This is a genomic window from Pseudomonas sp. NBRC 111143 (genome assembly GCF_001320965.1).
Taxonomy (GTDB): Bacteria; Pseudomonadota; Gammaproteobacteria; order Pseudomonadales; family Pseudomonadaceae; genus Aquipseudomonas; species Aquipseudomonas machongensis.
On the sequence record NZ_BCBT01000017.1, the window covers coordinates 75,758 to 96,426 of the forward strand.

General features: G+C 63.5%; 19 protein-coding genes and 2 pseudogenes. 14 read left to right on the plus strand and 7 right to left on the minus strand.

Features of this window, described 5'->3' with window-relative positions:
• Window positions 1-430: 430 nt before the first annotated feature.
• Window positions 431-580, minus strand: a pseudogene (locus tag APH44_RS29725) (IS630 family transposase); the annotation flags it as partial.
• A gap of 46 nt (window positions 581-626) precedes the next feature.
• Window positions 627-1,508: a LysR substrate-binding domain-containing protein gene (locus APH44_RS12065; RefSeq protein WP_054892924.1), complete on the minus strand. Its 882-nt coding sequence runs from the start codon at window positions 1,506-1,508 to the stop codon at window positions 627-629.
• 101 nt (window positions 1,509-1,609) lie between these two features.
• Here APH44_RS12065 and APH44_RS12070 point away from each other — a divergent pair, with 101 nt between their 5' ends.
• Window positions 1,610-2,641, plus strand: a complete 1,032-nt coding sequence (locus APH44_RS12070) for a D-cysteine desulfhydrase family protein (protein ID WP_054892925.1) — start codon at window positions 1,610-1,612, stop codon at window positions 2,639-2,641.
• A 121-nt stretch (window positions 2,642-2,762) separates the two neighbouring features.
• On the opposite strand, the gene APH44_RS12075 is transcribed toward APH44_RS12070, so the two are convergent.
• A complete protein-coding gene (locus APH44_RS12075; RefSeq protein WP_054892926.1) occupies window positions 2,763-3,653 on the minus strand; it encodes a LysR substrate-binding domain-containing protein in 891 nt (296 codons plus the stop codon).
• A 413-nt stretch (window positions 3,654-4,066) separates the two neighbouring features.
• Between APH44_RS12075 and APH44_RS12080 the strand changes: the two genes are divergently transcribed.
• The gene (locus APH44_RS12080; RefSeq protein ID WP_054892927.1) at window positions 4,067-4,978 is read left to right on the plus strand and encodes a LysR family transcriptional regulator; all 912 of its coding nucleotides are present in this window, start codon (window positions 4,067-4,069) and stop codon (window positions 4,976-4,978) included.
• Here the strand turns inward: APH44_RS12080 and APH44_RS12085 are convergent.
• The 3 genes and pseudogenes from APH44_RS12085 to APH44_RS12095 form a co-directional block, all read right to left on the minus strand.
• A pseudogene (locus APH44_RS12085) lies at window positions 4,948-5,710 on the minus strand (molybdopterin-dependent oxidoreductase). The gene APH44_RS12080 and the pseudogene APH44_RS12085 overlap by 31 nt on opposite strands.
• Window positions 5,707-6,327, minus strand: coding sequence for a cytochrome b/b6 domain-containing protein (locus tag APH44_RS12090; protein ID WP_054892928.1), 621 nt, complete (start codon window positions 6,325-6,327; stop codon window positions 5,707-5,709). Before APH44_RS12090 ends, APH44_RS12085 begins: the two are co-directional and overlap by 4 nt.
• A gap of 76 nt (window positions 6,328-6,403) precedes the next feature.
• The gene (locus APH44_RS12095; RefSeq protein ID WP_054892929.1) at window positions 6,404-7,015 is read right to left on the minus strand and encodes a hypothetical protein; all 612 of its coding nucleotides are present in this window, start codon (window positions 7,013-7,015) and stop codon (window positions 6,404-6,406) included.
• Window positions 7,016-7,210: 195 nt separating this feature from the next.
• Between APH44_RS12095 and APH44_RS12100 the strand changes: the two genes are divergently transcribed.
• From APH44_RS12100 to APH44_RS12110, 3 genes are all read left to right on the plus strand, one after another.
• A complete protein-coding gene (locus APH44_RS12100) occupies window positions 7,211-7,906 on the plus strand; it encodes a heavy metal response regulator transcription factor (RefSeq protein ID WP_054892930.1) in 696 nt (231 codons plus the stop codon).
• A complete protein-coding gene (locus tag APH44_RS12105; protein ID WP_054892931.1) occupies window positions 7,879-9,276 on the plus strand; it encodes a heavy metal sensor histidine kinase in 1,398 nt (465 codons plus the stop codon). The genes APH44_RS12100 and APH44_RS12105 overlap by 28 nt, the downstream gene beginning before the upstream one ends.
• Window positions 9,277-9,378: 102 nt before the next feature.
• Window positions 9,379-10,035, plus strand: a complete 657-nt coding sequence (locus tag APH44_RS12110) for a hypothetical protein (RefSeq protein ID WP_054892932.1) — start codon at window positions 9,379-9,381, stop codon at window positions 10,033-10,035.
• On the opposite strand, the gene APH44_RS12115 is transcribed toward APH44_RS12110, so the two are convergent.
• Window positions 10,036-10,668, minus strand: a complete 633-nt coding sequence (locus APH44_RS12115) for a TetR/AcrR family transcriptional regulator (RefSeq protein WP_054892933.1) — start codon at window positions 10,666-10,668, stop codon at window positions 10,036-10,038. It abuts the gene before it with no gap.
• A gap of 182 nt (window positions 10,669-10,850) precedes the next feature.
• Here APH44_RS12115 and APH44_RS12120 point away from each other — a divergent pair, with 182 nt between their 5' ends.
• The 9 genes from APH44_RS12120 (at window position 10,851) to APH44_RS12160 (ending at window position 20,645) form a co-directional block, all read left to right on the plus strand.
• Complete coding sequence (locus tag APH44_RS12120) at window positions 10,851-12,071, plus strand: MFS transporter (protein ID WP_054892934.1); 1,221 nt, start codon at window positions 10,851-10,853, stop codon at window positions 12,069-12,071.
• A 43-nt stretch (window positions 12,072-12,114) separates the two neighbouring features.
• The gene (locus tag APH44_RS12125) at window positions 12,115-13,065 is read left to right on the plus strand and encodes an alpha/beta fold hydrolase (protein WP_054892935.1); all 951 of its coding nucleotides are present in this window, start codon (window positions 12,115-12,117) and stop codon (window positions 13,063-13,065) included.
• A 529-nt stretch (window positions 13,066-13,594) separates the two neighbouring features.
• Entirely contained in the window at window positions 13,595-14,833 is a 1,239-nt protein-coding gene (locus APH44_RS12130) for an OprD family porin (RefSeq protein ID WP_054892936.1), read from the plus strand.
• Between the two features lie 97 nt (window positions 14,834-14,930).
• On the plus strand, window positions 14,931-15,737 hold the full coding sequence (locus tag APH44_RS12135; RefSeq protein ID WP_054892937.1) for an NAD(P)-dependent oxidoreductase: 807 nt from the start codon (window positions 14,931-14,933) through the stop codon (window positions 15,735-15,737).
• A gap of 27 nt (window positions 15,738-15,764) precedes the next feature.
• On the plus strand, window positions 15,765-16,646 hold the full coding sequence (locus APH44_RS12140; RefSeq protein ID WP_054892938.1) for an SMP-30/gluconolactonase/LRE family protein: 882 nt from the start codon (window positions 15,765-15,767) through the stop codon (window positions 16,644-16,646).
• A gap of 62 nt (window positions 16,647-16,708) precedes the next feature.
• Window positions 16,709-17,680, plus strand: coding sequence for a TRAP transporter substrate-binding protein (locus APH44_RS12145; RefSeq protein WP_054892939.1), 972 nt, complete (start codon window positions 16,709-16,711; stop codon window positions 17,678-17,680).
• A 63-nt stretch (window positions 17,681-17,743) separates the two neighbouring features.
• Entirely contained in the window at window positions 17,744-18,271 is a 528-nt protein-coding gene (locus APH44_RS12150) for a TRAP transporter small permease (protein ID WP_054892940.1), read from the plus strand.
• A complete protein-coding gene (locus APH44_RS12155; protein WP_054892941.1) occupies window positions 18,272-19,552 on the plus strand; it encodes a TRAP transporter large permease in 1,281 nt (426 codons plus the stop codon).
• A 163-nt stretch (window positions 19,553-19,715) separates the two neighbouring features.
• Window positions 19,716-20,645: a DMT family transporter gene (locus tag APH44_RS12160; RefSeq protein WP_054892942.1), complete on the plus strand. Its 930-nt coding sequence runs from the start codon at window positions 19,716-19,718 to the stop codon at window positions 20,643-20,645.
• Window positions 20,646-20,669 lie beyond the last annotated feature (24 nt).

Here is a 20,669-nt window from a genome sequence, read left to right on the forward strand (position 1 = left end):
CTTCGGTGCACAACGGCTTTCGCCCCCGATGGAGCCCGAATCTGGAGTCGCTGTCCGAACAGCTGAGCCTGAACCGCCCGACGTTCATCTATGTGATCCCAACGTACCCAGTCCTAAGAAAACTGGCAATCACGTAGAGATAAAGGAAATGCCTATCGAGACAAGCGTTCGCACGCTCACCACGCCTGCTGCTCGCCTGAGGATGCGGGATATGCCGGTGATGCTGGCTGGAGATGAGACTGGCGTGGCAGCGAAGCGAAGGATGAGCTGGATGGAATGCGCCCAGCGGGCTTTGCGAATGCATGGGGTTTAGCTGAGCTTGCAGCATTTCGCAGATGCCTGAAAGTTCGCGGTCCCCCTGTAGGAACGGATTTATCTGGGCTCGGAAGTACCGCGAACCTCGGCCAACCCGGTGTCATTCTGAGCAGCACGGATACGCTGCCAACCACGCTTTCACCTTGTCGGTCTCGTGTGTCGCGTAGTTGTCCATTACCAGATTAACAGGCATGTCCTCTGGTACGTTGGCGTCTACCTCCTTGAGGAAAGCGAGAAACTCCCTACTTCTATGGCGACGCTTCAGTCAACTACCACAGCGCCGACAATGGAACGTTCAAAGCCAACTACAGCTAGCCCGCGCGCTGCATCACGAAACGCACGAAGGCGTCGAGTTTGGACAACGCGCTGCGCTGGCGCAGGTAGACCAGATTGACCGGCCGAGTCGCCGGCAGGAAGGGTTCGAGCAACGAGACCAACCGCCCCTCGCGCAGGTCATCGGCGACCAGGAATTCCGGCTGCATGAGGATGCCGTTGCCACTGATCGCAGCCAGGCGCAGCACCTGGCCGTCGTTGCTCTTGAGCGTCCAGTGTTCCGGCCAGGAGTATTCACGCCCGGCGTCCTGCAGCGGCCAGCTAAAGCGATGGGTCCAACTGGAATGGACAAGCAAGCGGTGCTTGCCGAGATCGGCCGGCACCGTGGGCCAACCCTGTTCGTCCAGATAGGCCGGGGCCGCACAGATCACCATGCGATAGGGGCGCAGCGGCTTGGCGACCAGATCGACATCTCCCAGCTCGCCGATACGAAACGCCAGGTCGAAACCCTCGGCCATGAGGTCGACTACACTGTTGCTCAGGACCAGATCGACGCGCATCTGCGGATGCTCACGCAGAAACTGCGCCACGATCGGCGCCACCAGCGCCGAGCCCAAGGTCATCGGTGCACTGATTCGCAGCAGGCCGCTGGGTGCCTTCTGCAAGCTCTCGACTTGCTCGTAGGCCCGGCGCACCTGCTCCAGCGCCTGGCGAGACTCTTCATGGAACACCCTTCCCGCCTCGGTGACACGCATGCGCCGGGTACTGCGCTGGATCAACTCCACCTGCAGCGCTTCTTCCAACCCCCGGATGTATTTGCTGACCATCACGGTCGACAGCCGCAGGTGCTCGGCAGCCGCGCTGAAGCTGCCTTGCTCCACCACGGTGACGAAGACTTCCATTGCGCGCAGACGATCCATATTTAACTCTCAGTTAAAATTAATTGAACAAAACCTTTATTTATTAACAAATAATTTTCCAATAACGTGTCGTCGTCAACTCACAACCACGGTGCTTCATCATGAGGACGCTCATCTCACAGCTCGAACAGTTCCCACGCACGTGCTTGATTGAACAGGCCACGCCCATTCAACGCCTCGTCGCGCTAGAACAGATCTTGGGGCTCGAGGTGCGTGGTATCCGTCTGTTCGCCAAGCGGGACGACTTCATGGCGCTCGGTGGCGGTGGCAACAAGCTGAGGAAACTCGAGTTTCTGCTGGGCGCAGCCCTGCATGACGGCATCGAGCATGTCATCACCGTCGGAGGCCTGCAGTCCAACCACGCGAGGTTGACCGCGGCGGCCTGCGCATCACTGGGCCTGCCCTGCGAACTGGTGTTGTCGCGGGCAGTCGCCAAGGAGGGTGAAGAATACGAGCAAAGCGGCAACGTGCTGCTGGACGAGCTCTTTGGCGCCAAGGTGCATATCAGCCCCGACGGGATCAGCGCGCTGCATTCGGCCGAACTGCGGGCAGCGCAGTTGGAGAAGGCGGGCCACAAGGTCAAGGTGATCCCTACCGGCGGCTCTACCGCCCTGGGCTGCCTGGGGTATGTCAGGGCCGCACAGGAAATCGCCGAGCAGGAGCAGGCCCTGGCCCTGAAGTTCACGCGGGTGCTCACGGCCAACGGAAGCTCCGGCACCCATGCCGGCCTCAGTGCAGGATTCGCCGCCCTCGGACGTGGCGCCAACCTGGTGAAATCCTACGCGGTACTTCCGGACGCGAGCACTGCACAACGCCAGACCTTGGATTTGTCACACCATGTCCAAACCCTGCTCGGCCTGCCAGCCGACATCGAAGCGCACGACATCGAGGTGGATGGCAATTACCTTGGCAAAGGCTATGGGTTACCGACTCCCGAGATGCTCAATGCCCTGCGCCTGATGGCCCGCCATCAAGGCCTGCTGCTGGACCCGGTGTATTCCGGCAAGGCATTCGCCGGCCTGATCGCCGACCTGCAGAGCGACCGCTATGTGCGCGGCGACAACCTGCTGTTCGTCATGACCGGCGGAACACCTGGGTTGTTCGCCTATCGCGATGCCCTGCAAGACGCCTGATCGACTCGCTGACTACCTACCCGCTCCTCCCCCATTCCAATAAGACATCTCCCCCCGGCATCGCCGGGGGCGTGCTGATACCTCCCTCTGCACGCAACACGACGCCCGGCGATGATGCGCGTCAGTCGCTGGCAAAACGGCGCCTGCGCCCCACCTCGCGCACGGCATCGACCAGGGCGCGGGTCATCGGCGTGGGCTTGCCGGTGAAGGCGTGGAAACGTGCCGTCGCCAGCGGCGGCAAACCTTCGCTTTCGTCCACCGCACGCAGCCCGTGGCGCAACTGGCTCTGCGCCACGGGGCTGACGGCGAAGCCTGCCTGCGCCGCAGCCAGGCAACCGGCCATGCTGCGGCTCTCGAACGCCAAGCGCCAGTCGATATCCGCCGCCGCCAGGGCATTGATCGCCGACTCGCGGTACACGCATGGCTCGGGAAACACCGACAGCGGCACAGGCTCATCGGACGGCAAGGCGGTGTGTTCGGCGAAGGCCCACACCAGAGGCTCTTCCCACAGCAGTTCACTGTCGTCTTCGATGCGTGCGCAGCGCTTGCCGAACACCACATCCAGTTCACCCTCCGCCTGTTGGCGCAGCAGTTCGGTAGTGATGCCCACCCGCAGCTCGATGGCGATGCCCGGATGCCCCCGGCGAAACACCTGCAGCACCTGCGCAAGCCAGGTGCCGGCGAAGTCTTCGGAAGCACCGATCACCAAACGCCCGGCGGACGACTCACCTCGCAGGCGCGCCCGCACCTCCTGCTCCAGGTCGAGGATATTGCGGGCGTAGGTGTAGAGCGTCTCTCCGGCTGGCGTCATGTCCAGCTGGCGGGTGGTGCGCTGCAACAGGCGCGTCCCCAGGCTCTCCTCCAGGCGCTTGATGTGGCCGCTGACCGCTGACGGCGTCAGCGCCAGACGATCGGCCGCAGCGGCGAAGCCGCGCAGGTCGACCACCGAAAGGAAGGTACGCAACAGCACGATATCCAGCGCAAGTGCCGACGACGAAGGATGCGAAGACATGGGGATCTCAACTCATCACGAAATATGATCAGTAAACATCAATTACTCACGAATCACAATGATCGCCAGCCGTAGCATTGAATGGTCATCAATACATTGGCCAGGACACATCATGAACACCCCATCCAGATCTTTGATAAAGACCGTAGTATCGGCTGTCCGTCGACTGGCGATCGCACTGTCGCTGGTGTGCATCGGGATGCTTCGAAGCGGCACAGGCGCGGGGTTGACGCAGAGCATGCGCACAACGAGTACCCGTGGCTGAGCCGTTCGAAGTGATTGGGCCGCGCCCTGTACGGCCACGGCGTGAAGTGCGAATTTCACGCCGTTTTTTTACCTAGGCACTTGGCACCCGGACCAACGGCCTTGTAGCGTGACAGCACCCTTACGCGTCCCGGAGCCGACAAGCACCCATGGAGATCCGCCATTTCCGCTACTTCCTGAGCGTTGCCCAGCACGGTCACTTCACCCGTGCCGCAGAGCAGTTGGGCATCGCTCCGCCAACGCTGAGCCGGCAGATCCAGGACATGGAGAACGAACTGGGTGTGCGTCTGTTCCAGCGCAGCCAGCGGGCCGTGCGTCTCACCGCGGCGGGTGAAGCGCTGCGGGTCGAGGCGTTGCAGGCGGTGCGCCAGTTCGATGCTGCGCAACTTGGCGCGCAGCGGGCCGGGCGGGGTGATGTGGGGCGTATCGAGCTGGGTTATGTGGCTTCTGCGGCGTACTCGGGGCTTTTGCAGCAGCAGGTGACGCACTTCAGTCAATCCTGCCCCGGCGTCCAGCTCAATATTCGCGAGGTCGGCATGATGGCCTCGCCCGAGCTGGTTCGTGACGGGCTGCTTGACCTCGCCTATGTACGAATGCCCATGGAGCTGCCAGAAGAACTGAACGCCATCACGCTGCTGGAGGAAGGCTTCGTCCTCGCCCTGCCCTCCAGCTCACGCCTCAACGAACTGCCGCAGATCAACGCCGCACGGCTGGCCGGGGAAACCTTCATCCTGCCCGAGCAGATCTCCGGCACCTTGGCGGTAGCCGCACAGGGCGGCTTCACCCCGCACCTGGGGCCGCAGCCCGGCAGCCTGGTGGCGGTGGTCGCCCTGGTGTCGCTGGGCCAGGGCATCGCGGTGGTGCCGGAGTCGATGGTGCGCCGGGTCAGCCTGCCGCAGGTCAACTACCGCCCGATCGAAGATTGCCAACCGCGCTCATGCCTGGCCCTGCTGCATCGCCGCTTCGAAAAGGCGCCGGCGGTGCAACGCTACATCGAGATGCTGCGGGCGGACCAGCATCGAGGCCTGGATCAGATCCCGCTGAACCAGTTGTACCCCTGATCTTCCCAATACCCGCCAGGATTATCGTTGCTGACGTAGATCTCGACGATGTGCTTGGGGTTCTTGAACCCCAGCTTGGTCGGCACCCGCAGCCGCAGCGGATAGCCATACTCCGGCGGCAGTGCGACTTCACCATAATCCAGCGCCAGCAGGGTGGGGATGCAGCGCCGTGGCCATGTCCAGGCTGGAGTAATAGCGATCGGCACATTTGAAGCCGACGTACTTGGCCGTGGTGTCTGCCCCGATATGTTCGAGGAAGATGCGCAGCGGCACGCCGCCCCACTGCCCGATCGCGCTCCAGCCCTCCACGCAGACCAGCCGGGTGATGTCGGTGCGCTGGGGCAGCTTGCGCAGGCCGTCGAGGGTCCAGGGCGACTTGTCGCGCACACGGCCCGAGACGCTCAGGGCGTAGTCGGACAGGTCCACTTCGGGAATGTCGTCCTGTCCGTAATAGGCGTTGAAAGGGAAAGGCTGGGTCATCTGCGCCTTGCTGAACGTCGGGGCGAGCCGCTGGCCGCTGAACAGCCAGGCCTGGACCCGATCGTTCCAGCGCGACATGGCCCACAGCACACGGTCGACCTGATCGCCATCCTGCAGATTGCAGCCACTGAGCATCGCCATCGCGCCGACCGTGAGCCCGCCACGCAGGAAGTTACGACGCTGGATGTTCTCCAGTTGCAGGCGTTGGCCAGGCTCGAGCTGGATGCGCGGGCCTTTTTTCGAAGCGCTCATGTTTGGCGGTCTCCTATTCGAATCGGCCGCGTGCCGCCAGTGATCATCGGCAACAGGGTCTTGGGCACCAGCAACACCAGCACCAGATGCACCACGACGAAGGCGCCGATGGCCGCCATCGCGGCGAAGTGAACGTAGCGCGCGGCATCGTAGCCGCCGAACAAGGCGGTCAATTGCTGGAGCTGGATCGGCTTCCAGATCGCCAGCCCCGACAGCACGATCAGCACACCGGCCGCCAGCACCAACCAGTACATCAGGCGCTGCACCGCGTTGTAGACGCCCTTTTCGTGTACCAGCTTCAGGCGCAACGCAGCGCTCATGTCACGCGCCACGGCACGGGGCGAAACCGGTAGCAGGTCGCGCTGGAAGTGCCGGCTGAGCAGGCCATGGAGCACATAGGCCAGGCCGTTGATCGCCAGCAGCCACATGAATGCGAAATGCCAGGCGAGCGAGCCGCCGAGCCAGCCGCCGACGGTCAGTTCGGCGGGAAACCTGAAACCGAACAGCGGCGAGGCGTTGTAGATCGCCCAGCCGCTCATGAACATGCACACCATGCACAGGGCATTGAGCCAGTGCATCAGGCGGATCGGCCAGGAATGAATACGGGTATTCTTCATACTGCCCCCTTCGCGAAGGCCACGGCAGCCGCCCAGCGACAGCGGTCGTGGCGCTGCCTCTGGGCGGCCGAGGTGGTTACATCGGCGGCTGGAAGCCGTCCTTGCCGACGGCGATGCCGCGTGCGTTCTTGCCGTCTTCAGCCGGGAACACCACGACCTTGGCGCCCTTGACCAGCTCGGCAGCGCTGCCTGGCTCGACGAAGGCGATCGGCACGTCATCCGGCACCACCAGCTGTTTCTCACCGCCCTTGTAGTTGACGGTCAGCGTGCGGCCATTGGCGCTGGAGAGCTTGCCCACGGTGCCGTTGGTCATGGTGCCGGTGCTGCCGTCGGCGTTCTCCCAGCCGTAATGGCCTTCGCCGCTGCCCTTGAGCCTGGCGTCGAAGACGGTCACTTCCAGGGCCTTGAGGGTGCCGTTGGCCTGGGGAATGGCGGCAGAACCGACAAAGCTGTCGGTCTTGATCGAGGCGAGGTCGGCCTTGGAGGCACGGACTACGCCGGTCTTGTCGGTCAGGCCGATGGTCTGCTGCGCGCCGGTGCGGGTCTTGAAAGTCAGGGCGGTGCTGCTGACATCTTCAATCACGCCACGCAGTGGCTTGATCACAGGCATGTCGGCGGCGCTGGCAAGCACGGTGGCGCCGGCCATCAACAGGCCGAACGCGGTGGACAGGGCAGTCTTGGTCTTCATTGCGACACATCCTCAGCGGTTTGAAGTGCCGCTATCTTTGGTGTCGCCTCGGGACCTCAGAATGACCGGCCGATTACATTTCTGTCATTCGTCCTCGGCACCGCCAAATGACAGAAATGTAACCGACAGCAGCTTGCCGTGCTGGTTACACTGCCTCTTCGCCTGCCCGCCACCCGAGGCCCGAGCCCTGCCCCCATGCATATCCTGTTGATCGAAGACGACACCAAGACCGGCGAGTACCTGAAAAAGGGCCTCGGCGAATCCGGCTTCAACGTCGACTGGACCCAGCACGGCGCCGATGGCCTGCACCAGGCGCTGGAGACGCCCTACGACCTGATCGTGCTGGATGTGATGCTGCCAGGCATCGACGGCTTCCAGATCATCGAGCTGCTGCGCGCAAGGCAGGACGTGCCGGTGCTGTTTCTCACTGCGCGCGACCAGTTGCAGGACCGCATCCGTGGCCTGGAGCTCGGCGCCGACGACTACCTGGTCAAGCCGTTCTCCTTCACCGAACTGCTGCTGCGCATCCGCACCATCCTGCGCCGGGGCGTGGTGCGCGAGGCCGATCATTTCCACCTCGCCGACCTGGAACTGGACCTGATCCGCCGACGGGTCACGCGCCAGCAGCAGGTGATCGCGCTGACCAACAAGGAATTCGCCCTGCTGCACCTGTTCCTGCGCCGCGAAGGCGATGTGCTGTCGCGGGCGCAGATCGCCTCGGAGGTTTGGGACATGAATTTCGACAGCGACACCAATGTGGTCGACGTGGCGGTGAAGCGGCTGCGCAACAAGATCGACCTGCCCTATCCGCTGAAGCTGATCCATACCGTGCGCGGCATCGGCTATGTCTGCGAGGTACGGCCATGCGCCGACGACGCGCCCCGTCCCTGACCCTGCGCTCGACCCTGGCGTTTTCGCTGGTGGCAATGCTGGTAGTGGCCGGGGCCGGCCTGTACCTGTACGACTCGATGCGCGTCTCGGTGATGAAGAGCACCGACTACTCGGTGCTCGGGCGCCTGGATCATTTTCGCAAGCTGCTGCGCTATGACCTGGAGCTGGACCGGTTGCGGGTCAACCCGCAGATCCTGGAGAACATGCTCAACAATGAAGAGGACATCTTCATCATCGAAGAGCCCGGGCAGGCACCGCTGATCAAGGTCAATCCGCTGAAGGCCGTGTTGCCGCAACTGGACGAGGTGGGCCCCGACACGCCGTTGAAGGTGAAGGACCTGCGCGACGGCACCACCGCCGCTGGCGTGCCGTTGCGTGCAGCCAGCGTGATGACGATCTCCGGCGGTCGTGAGGTAAGGCTTACGGCGGCGCACATCATGACCAAGGAAATGGCCATGCTCGAAGCCTTCCGCCAGCGCATCTACCTGGCCGCAGGCCTGGCGTTCCTGTTGACGGCACTGCTGGGCTACCTGTCGCTGTACCGTGGCCTGCGCCCGTTGCGCAAGATGGCCGCGCACGCGGCAAGGATCACCCCGCAGCGGCTGGACAGCCGCATGGACAGCGACGACACGCCGGTCGAACTGCTGCGCCTGAGCCACGCGTACAACGCCATGCTCGACCGCCTCGCCGCCGGCTACCAGCGCCTGAACCAGTTCTCCGCCGACCTTGCCCACGAGATTCGCACCCCCGTGGGCTCGCTGATGGGGCATTGCCAGGTGGCCTTGCGCCAATCACGCAGTGAAGATGAATACCAGGCCCTGCTGGCATCCAACCTCGAGGAGCTGGAGCGTATCTCGCGGATGGTCGAGAGCATCCTGTTCCTCGCCCGCGCCGACGAAGCGCAGGCCGTGCTGGAGCGCCAGCAGCTGTCGCTGCACGATGAACTGCAGCGCGTGGCGGGGTATTTCGAAGGGCTCGCCGAAGAGCGGCAACTGTCGATGCAGACCTCGGGCAACGGTACGGTGCTGGCCGACCCTCTGCTGCTGCGCCGGGCGTTGAGCAACCTGGTGGCCAACGCGATCCGCTATGCCGATGAGGGCAGCACCGTCCTGATGCAGGTGCGTGCCGTCGAGAACGGTATGCGCATCGAGGTGCAGAACCAGGGCCCGACGCTGGGCGAAGCCACCTTGGGCAAGCTGTTCGACCGTTTCTACCGCGGCGATGCCTCGCGCCATGAGCGTTCCGACTCCAATGGGCTGGGGCTGGCGATCGTCACCGCGATCATGCAGTTGCACGGAGGAACGGCTAGCGTGGAGCAGCCACAGCCGGGCACCGTCCGCTTCATATTGTTTTTCCCGACGCGAGGCTGAGCGCACCTGTGCGTTAGCCTCGCTATGGATTGACCAGCCTACCATCTGGAAGGTAGGCTTTTTGCGCTGTCGCAATCTCTCTGTCCAAGACAAGGTGAACACATGCAAGAAAGGATCTGGCCAGACCTGCACGAGCTGCCCGAGAACACTGTCACCCCGGCGCAATACAGCTACCGTCAATTGTCGCGCAGCGATGTCGAGCGGCTGAGCCAATTGGTCAGGCGCTGGCACCCGGATGTGGGCGTGGGGATCGGTCGGGTCTTCAGCGACCCGCAGTACTACTTGCAGAACGTGTCGCTCGCTGGCGAAGCTGACAAAGACACCATCGTCTACGTCGGGGTCTACGAGGGCGAGATGATCTGCGTCATGTGCCTGGAGATCAATCTGGTCAACCGCACCCTGTTCAACAAGTTCGGTGCGTGTGCACCGCAACACAGGGGCACCGGCGCCACGCTGTTCGCAGGCTACGCCATCGATGCGCTGGCAGCGAAGCTGGACATCGCGATGGCCTGGGGTTACGTCACCACGAAGACCCGCGGCATGCAGCAGATGGTCGAGCGGGCCGGATTCAATCCGGTTGGCGTGGTGAAATTCTCGGATATCGAGCTCAACGCCGAGGGTGAGCAGAGACCTGTGACTGAAGCCATCTACGCCAAGTACTACAAACAGCACGACGCTCTCGAGCCGATCCGGGAAGGCAACCTGACCCCAAAGTTACGTGCCCTGTGCCAGGCACTGGATGTTCAAGTGCTCGAATGATCACGACGCGGTGTTTTGCACACCCGTCGTGGAAAGGTCCCACAGCCGCATCACCTGGGTGATCGCACGCTCCATCGCTTCGATGCCGATGTTGTCCCGCGCCAGGGTCGAAAGCCCGACCAGAAAGCTGTCGAACATCACGCTGAGCCCCTGGGCATCAACGTCCTGGCGCAGCTCACCCGTTTCGAGCGCACGGCTGATGCAGCCGGCGATACCGGCGCGGGTGCGTGCCCGGGAACGGTTCAAGGGTGCGGTGACCTGCGCCAGTTCCGCAGAGGGTGCGCTCATCACTGCCAGGCCGACCATGCAGCCCTTCGGGTGACCGTCCTCGCACTGCATGCGGGCGGATTGGCGCAATGCCTGCTCCAGCGCCTGACGCGGTGGCAGGTCCAGGTTCCACAAGCACTCGGTGACCTGCGCATAGGTCGCCAGGTAGCGCTGGGCACATTCCTGGAACAGCGCCTCTTTAGAACCAAAGGCTGCGTAGAAGCTGGGCGCGGAAATGCCCGGGCCAATCGCCGCCTTCAATTGCGCCAGCGATGTGGATTCGTAGCCGTGCTCCCAGAACAGGTGCATGGCCTGGTCGATCGCGTTATCGCGGTCGAAGGTTCTGGGTCTGCCCATCCGCGCCATCAACTGCTCCTCCAAATGACATAGATACTATTCGATACATAAGTCATTGACAACGACACGCGAGCACTCCTAACTTATATACCGATCGATATGTAAATCCGGGACGGCTTGATGCCGTCGGGTTGGTGCTGCCTCACTTATGTATCGATCGATATATTTAACCAGCGATCACAGGAGCTCTCGTGACCTCTTCTACCGCCACCACGCTCGACACAGCCGAGCCCTTGCCGGTCTCCGCCTTGCTGGCCCTGGCGATGACAGGCTTCATCTGCATCGTCACCGAAACCCTGCCCGCAGGCCTGCTGCCACAGATCAGCGACGGCCTGTCGATCACCTCGGCAATGGCCGGGCAGACCGTCACCGCCTATGCAGTGGGCTCGCTGGTCGCCGCCATCCCGCTGACCATCCTGACCCGAAGCTGGAAGCGTCGCAGCGTGCTGCTGTCCACGATCATCGGCTTCCTGGTGTTCAATTCGCTCACCGCCCTTTCACCCGACATCTGGCTGACGCTGGTCGCCCGATTCTTTGCCGGAGCTTCGGCGGGGTTGGCCTGGAGCCTGCTGGCGGGCTATGCCCGGCGGATGGTTCTGCCACACCAGCAGGGCAAGGCCATGGCGATTGCCATGGTCGGCACGCCGATTGCGCTCTCGCTGGGCGTGCCGCTGGGCACCTGGCTCGGCAGTGCGGTGGGTTGGCGCAGCGCCTTTGCCATCATGTCGGCCCTCACCCTGGTGCTGATCGTCTGGGTGCTGGCGAAAGTGCCGGACTACCCAGGCCAGACCGACCGCCAGGCCATCCCGCTGCGTCGCGTGCTGAGCACGCCGGGCGTACGACCGGTCCTGGCCACGGTAATCACCTGGATGCTGGCGCACAACATCCTCTACACCTACGTCGCGCCATTCGCCGCCCAAGCCGGCCTGCTCCAGCGCGTCGACCTGGTGCTGCTGGTGTTCGGGGTTGCGGCGCTTGTCGGCATCGCCATCACCGGGCGCCTGGTCGATCGGCACCTGCGCAGCGCCGTGCTGGGCAGCCTTGGCGCATTTGCGCTGGTCGCACTGATGTTCGTCTGGCTGTCGAGCGCGCCCCTCGCCGTGCTCGTCGGCATTGCGGTGTGGGGCGTGTCGTTCGGCGGCGCCGCGACGCTGCTGCAGACCGCCCTTGCCGATAGCGCAGGCGACGGCGCGGATGTGGCGCTGTCGATGAATGTCGTCGCCTGGAATGGCGCCATCGCCGGCGCCGGGCTGCTGGGCGGCGCGCTGCTCGACGGCTGGGGCGCACGCGCCTTCGCACCTGCCGTACTCATCTTGCTGCTGATCGCCTTCGCCATTGCCTGGACTGCCCGCTCACACGGGTTTCGCCCCGGCGCGCGCGCTGCCGGCGCCAGCGTGGCCAGCGGCCACTGAACGATCAAGCCACGATTTCCAACCACCCCAGAGGTTCATCACCATGCTTCGCCAATTACTGCGCTCCCTGGCCTTGACTGCCGCCACCACGCTTGCCGTCGGCGCCCACGCCGCCGACGAGTTCCCCGTTCCCAAAGGCTTCACCAGCCACTACCAGACCGTCGATGGCGTGAAGCTGCACTACGTCAAGGGCGGCTCGGGGCCCTTGGTGTACCTGGTCCACGGCTTCGGCCAGACCTGGTACGAATGGCACCAACTGATGCCGGAACTCGCCAGGCACTTCACCGTTGTCGCGCCAGACCTGCCTGGCCTTGGCCAGTCGCAGACACCGCCGTCGTATCGCGCAACGGATGTGGCGCCGCTGCTGTACAAGCTCGCCGCACAGATGAGCAATGGCCAGAAGTTCGACCTGGTGGCCCACGACATCGGTATCTGGAACACCTTCCCCATGCTGGTACAAAACCAGGCGAACATCCGTCGGGTGATCTACATGGAAGCGCCGATTCCCGACGACAGCCTCTACCAGTTCCCCGCCTTCACGCCGCAGGGTGAGTCGCTGGTCTGGCATTTCAGCTTCTTCGCCGCCGAGCCCAACCTGGCCGAGACGCTGATCGCTGGCAAGGAGCGGGTGTTCTTCGAGCATTTCATCAAGCAGCACGCAACCAATACGTCGGTGTTCACACCGCAGTTGCTCGATCTCTATGCCAAGTCGTACGCCAAGCCGCATAGCCTCAACGCAGCGTTCGAGTACTACCGCGTGCTCAACCAGAATGCCCGCGACAACAAGCAACTGAGCAAGACCCGCATCAGCATTCCGGCGTTGGCCATCGGTGGTGGCGGCAACGGTGGCCTGGGTGAGTTCCAGGCCGAGCAGATGCGCCGCTACGGCACCGATGTGACCGGCAAAGTGCTGGAAGGCTGCGGGCACTGGCTGCCGGAGGAATGCAGCGGCGCCCTCAATGCCGAGGTGACAGGCTTCCTGTTGGCGCCATGACAGGGATTGATCAGCAGTAGGGCAATTGTGCTTTTTCGCGGGTAAACCCGCCCACAGGGATGGGGCCAGCTTGTACCGGGGTGCAGGTGTTTACCCGCGAAAAAGCAATGGGACTGCGGAAGACAAATCATAGTTATAGGATCTCTTTGCCGTAACCGATCTAGTGCCCTTCCTTTGCAATATGGCAAAAAAACCTCCGAAACACTCGGTATAGCCCATCGATTCCTTTGCGCAAAAGCGTTGACAGCATTTTCATCGGTTGTTAATAATCGCCACAGTTGTACGACAACACACAACAAAAACAACAACCAGTGAAGCCCATCATGTCGACATCCTACCCACGCTATTCGCCTCCCCCTCTTTCCAACATTCGCCGCCGCGCCACATCGCTGGCAGCGACGGGTACCTGAGCGCCCGATCCGCGCGCTGCACCTTGGCCCACGACGGGCCATCAACCCCACCGCCCCTGTCATCGGTCGCTTGCGCGCGCCTGGCAGGCGGCTGCCTCACTGCTGGGAGCACAACAATAATGAAAATCCGCCAGACCCTGCCCTTCGCCCTGTTCGGCGCCACCGCCCTGGGGACACTGCCCGACGCTGCACTGGCCGCCGGCTTCATCGAAGATTCCAAGGCGACCCTGAACCTGCGTAACTTCTACATCAACCGCAACTTCGTCGACCCGAGCAACCCGCAAAGCAAGGCCGAGGAATGGACCCAAAGCTTCATCCTCGACGCCCGCTCGGGATTCACCGAGGGGCCGATCGGCTTCGGCGTGGATGTGCTGGGGTTGTGGTCGGTCAAGCTTGACGGTGGTGGCGGCACTTATGGCACGGCCCTGCTGCCACGCCATGACGACGGCCGCCCCGCAGACGATTTCGGACGCCTGGCCGTGGCAGGTAAAGCGCGCATCTCCAAGACCGAGCTGAAGATCGGCGAGTGGATGCCGGTACTGCCGATCCTGCGCTCCGACGATGGCCGCTCGCTGCCGCAGACCTTCCGCGGGGGTCAGGTAACCTCCAGCGAGATCGCCGGTCTGACGCTCTACGGCGGGCAGTTCCGCGGCAACAGCCCGCGCAACGATGCGAGCATGGAGGACATGAGTTTCGGCCGTGGGGTGTCCGACCGCTTCAACTTCGTCGGCGGCGAGTACAGCTTCAACGACAAGCGCACCCTGGTCGGGCTATGGAATGCCCAACTCAAGGATGTCTACCAGCAGCAGTACCTGCAACTGAGCCACAGCCAGCCACTGGGCGACTGGACCCTGGGCGCCAACCTCGGCTACTTCCAGGGCGAGGACGACGGCGCCGAACGCGCCGGCAAGCTGGATAACAAGACCTACTCGGGCATGTTCTCGGCGCGCTATGCCGGCCATACCTTCTGGGTCGGCCTGCAGAAGGTCAGCGGCGATACCTGGATGCGGGTCAACGGCACCAGCGGCGGCACCCTGGCCAACGACAGCTACAACGCCAGCTTCGACAACGCCAACGAACGCTCCTGGCAGGTGCGCCACGACTTCAACTTCGTCACCGTCGGCATCCCCGGCCTGAGCATGATGAACCGCTACATCAGCGGCCGCGATGTGCACAGCGGTGCGGTGAGCGATGGCAAGGAGTGGGTGCGTGAATCGGAGCTGGCCTATGTGATCCAGAGCGGGCCGTTCAAGGATCTCAGCGTGAAGTGGCGCAACTCCAATATCCGCCGCAGCTTCAGCAATAACGAGTTCGACGAGAACCGGCTGATCTTCAACTATCCGCTGTCGATCCTGTAGAGCGATGCCATCCATGCATTGACAAGCCGCGAATTCGCTGTCGATAATCGACCCATGTCGTACGACAACCTACAACAATCAACGACAAGAGCTGGCCATGACCACTACTCCCTTCAAACGCCTGCTGCTCACCGGAGCGGCAGGCGGCCTGGGCAAGGTGCTTCGCGAACGCCTCAAAGGCAGCGCCGAAGTCCTGCGCCTTTCCGATATCGCCCCGATGGCACCTGCTGCCGGTCCGCATGAAGAAGTGATCACCTGCGACCTGGCCGACAAGGCTGCGGTACACGCGCTGGTCGAAGGCGTCGATGCCATCCTGCATTTTGGCGGGGTGTCCACCGAGCACAGTTTCGAGGATATCCTCGGCCCCAATATCTGCGGGGTGTTCCACATCTACGAAGCGGCGCGCAAGCACGGGGTAAAACGCGTCGTCTTCGCCAGTTCCAACCACGTGATCGGTTTCTACCGTCAGGACGAGCGGCTCGATGCCCACTCCCCTCGCCGCCCCGATGGCTACTACGGCTTGTCCAAGAGCTACGGCGAGGACCTGGCCAGCTTTTACTTCGACCGCTACGGCATCGAGACCGTCAGCATCCGTATCGGCTCGTCCTTCCCGCAACCGCAGAACCCACGAATGCTCTGCACCTGGCTGAGCTACGACGACCTGCTGCAACTCATCGAGCGCAGCCTGCGCACCCCTGACGTCGGCCACACCGTGGTCTATGGCGCCTCCGACAACCGCACCGTCTGGTGGGACAACCGCCACGCCGAACACCTGGGCTACCAGCCCAAGGACAGTTCGGAGGTGTTCCGCGCCGACGTCGAATCAAGGCCCGCGCCTCCCGCCGACGATCCAAGCATGGTCTACCAGGGCGGCGCCTTCGTCGCTGCCGGCCCCTTCGACTGACCGCCACTGCGTGCAAGGAGCAGCACCATGCAGCACTGTGAACTGATCGTCGACGCGCGCAACGCCACCGGGGAAAGCCCGGTGTGGCATGCCGGCGAGCGGGCCCTGTACTGGGTCGATATTCCCGCCCGCCAACTGCACCGCTGGCGCCTGGCCGATGGCAACCACGACGTCTGGCAGGGCGATGAAATGCTGGCCTGCATCGCCCATGGCGCACAGGGCTGGGTCGGGGCGATGGAGAGCGGCCTGTTCACCCTCGACCCGACCGAGGATGGGCGCCTGCTCGGCACCCGCCTGGCCAGCGTCGAGCACGCCCGCGAGGGGATGCGCTTCAACGACGGGCGCTGCGACCGCCAGGGCCGTTTCTGGGCCGGCACCATGCTGATGGACATGCAGCAGGGCGCCCAGGTCGGCGCGCTGTACCGATACGACGGCCAGCGTCTGCACCGCCAACTCGAGGGCATGATCGTGCCCAACGGCCTGGCCTTCAGCCCGGACGGCACGCGCATGTACCTGTCCGATTCGCACCCGACGGTGCAGGCGATCTGGTCGTTCGACTACGACATCGACAGTGGCACGCCCCATAACCGGCAGCTGTTCGTCGACATGCGCGAGCATCCCGGCCGCCCCGATGGCGCGGCTGTCGATCAGGACGGCTGCTACTGGATCTGCGGCAACGACGAAGGCGTGATCCACCGCTTCACCCCGCACGGCCGCCTGGACCGCTCGCTGCGCGTGCCGGTGAAGAAGCCGGCGATGTGCGCCTTCGGTGGCACCCACCTCGATACCTTGTTCGTCACCTCGATCCGCCCCGGCGGCATCGACCTCGCCGACCAGCCCCTGGCCGGCGGCGTGTTCGCCCTGAACCCCGGCGTCAAGGGCCTGGAGGAAACACCCTGGCAGGGCTGAGCGCCCACCTCACCAACACCTGCACGACCGAAACCAGATAATAAAAACCACGGAGTTTCATCATGACCTTCAAACGCACGTTGCTTCTTGCCGCCCTCCCCTTGGCCCTCGGTCTGTCCAGTGCCGCCAGCGCACTGGACATCAAGTTCGCCGAGATCCACCCAGCCGGCTACCCGACCGTGGTCGCCGAGCAGAACATGGGCAAGAAACTCGAACAGGCCAGCAATGGCGATATCACCTTCAAGATGTTCGCCGGCGGGGTGCTCGGCTCGGAAAAGGAAGTCATCGAGCAGGCGCAGATCGGCGCGGTGCAGATGACCCGCGTGAGCCTGGGCATCGTCGGCCCGGTGGTGCCGGATGTGAACGTGTTCAACATGCCGTTCGTGTTCCGCGACCAGGCGCACATGCGCAAGATCATCGACGGCGAGATCGGCCAGGAGATCCTCGACAAGATCACCAACTCCGAATTCAACCTGGTGGCCCTGGCCTGGATGGATGGCGGCTCACGCAGCATCTACACCAAGAAGCCGGTGCGCAGCATCGATGACCTCAAGGGCATGAAGATCCGCGTACAGGGCAACCCGCTGTTCATCGACATGATCAACGCCATGGGCGGCAACGGCATCGCCATGGACACCGGCGAGATCTTCAGCGCCCTGCAGACCGGGGTGATCGATGGCGCCGAAAACAACCCGCCGACCCTGCTCGAGCACAACCACTACCAGAGCGCCAAGTACTTCACCCTGACCAACCACCTGATCCTGCCGGAGCCGGTGGTGATGTCCAAGACCACCTGGAACAAGCTCACGGCCGACCAGCAGGCGCTGGTGAAGAAAGTCGCACGTGAAGCTCAGATGGAAGAGCGCGAACTGTGGGACGCCAAGTCTGCCGCCAGCGAACAGAAGCTCAAGGCCGCGGGTGTCGAGTTCATCGCCGTGGACACCAAGCCGTTCTATGACGCCACCGCCCCGGTACGCGAAAAATACGGTGCGCAGTACGCCGACCTGATGAAGCGTATCGACGCGGTCGAGTAAGCCACTTCTTCCAGACGACCCCGGCAGCACGGTGCCCGCCGTGCCGCCGCCTTGGTGATGCCCATGAAAACGTTTTTCCTGCGCCTGAACGACAGGCTCTACAGCAGCTGCATCTGGATCGCTGGCCTGTCGATCCTGACCATGTCGCTGATCATTCCCTGGGGCATCTTCGCCCGTTACGTACTCGGCACCGGCTCCAGTTGGCCGGAGCCGGTCGCGATCCTGCTGATGGTGGTGTTCACCTTCGTCGGCGCCGCCGCCAGCTACCGCGCCGGCGCGCACATGGCGGTGGCGATGCTCACCGATCGCATGCCCGCGCCACTGCGCCAGCTGGTTGGCGTGCTGGTGCAGGTGCTGATGATCGTGGTGTGCCTGTTCATGACCTGGTACGGCACCAAGCTGTGCATCACGACGTGGAACCAGTTTCTGGCCTCGCTGCCGGGTGTGCGGGTGGGCATGACCTATGCGCCGATCCCGGTGGGCGGCGTGCTGACCTTGATCTTCGTGCTGGAAAAACTCGTGCTGGGCGATCAGAGCAACCGCAAGGTGGTGCGCTTCGACCTGGTGGAAGAAAGCGAAGGAGCGGCATAAATGGATGCGTTCATTCTGTTGGGCAGTTTCATCGCGCTCATCCTGCTGGGCATGCCGGTGGCTTATGCCCTGGGGCTCTCTGCACTGATCGGTGCCTGGTGGATCGACATTCCGCTGCAGGCGATGATGATCCAGGTGGCGAGCGGGGTTAACAAGTTCTCGCTGCTGGCCATTCCGTTCTTCGTGCTGGCCGGTGCGATCATGGCCGAGGGCGGCATGTCGCGGCGCCTGGTGGCTTTCGCCGGGGTGCTGGTGGGCTTCGTGCGTGGCGGGCTGTCGCTGGTCAACATCATGGCCTCGACCTTCTTCGGCGCGATTTCCGGCTCCTCGGTGGCCGACACGGCCTCGGTCGGTTCGGTGCTGATCCCGGAGATGGAGCGCAAGGGCTATCCGCGTGAATTCTCCACGGCGGTGACCGTCAGCGGCTCGGTGCAGGCATTGCTCACCCCACCAAGCCACAACTCGGTGCTCTATTCGCTGGCCGCAGGCGGCACGGTATCGATCGCCTCGCTGTTCATGGCCGGAGTGATGCCTGGCCTGCTGCTCAGCGCGGTGATGATGGGCCTGTGCCTGTTGTTCGCCAAGAAGCGCAACTACCCCAAGGGCGAAGTGATCCCGATGCGCCAGGCGCTGAAGATCGCCGGTGAAGCGCTTTGGGGCCTGATGGCCATGGTGATCATCCTCGGCGGCATTCTCTCGGGCGTGTTCACCGCCACCGAGTCGGCGGCCGTGGCGGTGGTGTGGTCGTTCTTCGTGACCATGTTCATCTACCGCGACTACAAGTGGCGCGACCTGCCCAAGCTGATGCATCGCACGGTGCGGACCATCTCCATCGTGATGATCCTGATCGGCTTCGCAGCCAGTTTCGGCTATGTGATGACGCTGATGCAGATCCCGTCGAAGATCACCACGGCATTCCTGACCCTGTCGGACAACCGCTACGTGATCCTGATGTGCATCAACTTCATGCTCCTGCTGCTGGGCACGGTGATGGACATGGCGCCGCTGATTCTGATCCTCACCCCGATCCTGCTGCCGGTGATCACCGGCATCGGCGTGGACCCTGTGCACTTCGGCATGATCATGCTGGTCAACCTCGGTATCGGCCTGATCACCCCGCCGGTGGGGGCAGTACTGTTCGTCGGCTCGGCGATCGGCAAGGTCAGTATCGAGTCGACGGTCAAGGCGCTGCTGCCGTTCTACCTGGCGCTGTTCCTGGTACTGATGGCGGTGACCTACATCCCTGCCATCTCGCTGTGGCTGCCAAGCGTGGTTCTATAAGTTCGCGGACAGCCGCTCTATCCCGGTGTGAGCGGCGGTTCGGCGCCCCGACTTGTCCCGCGATCACCGGCAGAGCGGGTGCCATGCAGTGCGGTGTCCTTGGCGTAGGCCCCCGCTTCTGCAAGCCCCCACTGTCGACCTCTTTTGCAAATGGATCCTGCACATGGCTGTTCCCGTCTCACCGTCCCTCTTCCCGCGCAAGCTGGCCATCGCCCTCCTGGCGCTGCTGGCCTGCTCGTTCGCCGGCAACCACATCGCCGCACGCATCGCCTTCGATGACGGCACCGGCGTGCTGCTGGCGATTCTCTGCCGCTCGGGCATCACCTTCCTGGCCCTGGCCAGCCTCGTGCTCTGGCAACGCCAGGCCCTGGGGCTGCCCAGCGGCACCCGGCGCTGGCAATTGCTGCTGGGGCTGCTGATCGCCACCCAGAGCCTGTGCCTGTACTCGGCGGTGGCGCGCATCCCGGTGGCGTTGGCACTGCTGGTGGGCAACACCTTCCCGATCCTGCTGGCACTGCTCAACTGGGCGCTCAACGGCGTACGTCCAACCGGGCGCACAGTGATGTTCATGGCCCTGATCCTCTGCGGCCTGGTGCTGGCCCTGGATGTGCCGGGACGCCTGGCCGACAGTGGCACGAGCAATCCGCACTGGACCCTCGGGGTCAGCCTGGCCTTCTGCGCCGCCTGCGTATTCGCCTGTGCGTTGTGGATCACCGACAACAAGCTGGCCGCTGTGCATGGCCCGGTCCGCAGCCTGCTGACCTTGCTGATCGTGTTCGCCAGCATGCTGGTGGCAGGCGCTGGTGGTTGGGTGCCGGCGGGGCTGTCGTTGCCGGGCAGCGCAGGAGGATGGATGGCCCTGGCCAGCCTGGTGGTGCTGTACGGGGTAGCATTCACCCTGCTGTTCGTTTGCGTGCCACGGCTGAACATGGCGCAGAACGCGCCAGTGATGAACATCGAACCGATCGCCACCCTGCTGCTGGGATGGGCCCTGCTCGACCAACAGTTGAGCGGCCTGCAACTGCTCGGGGGGGCGGTGGTGGTCAGTGGCATCGTGCTGCTGACGTACCGCCGTCAGCCCGCGGCGAAATGATCACGGCCCTGGTGGAGAACAGCG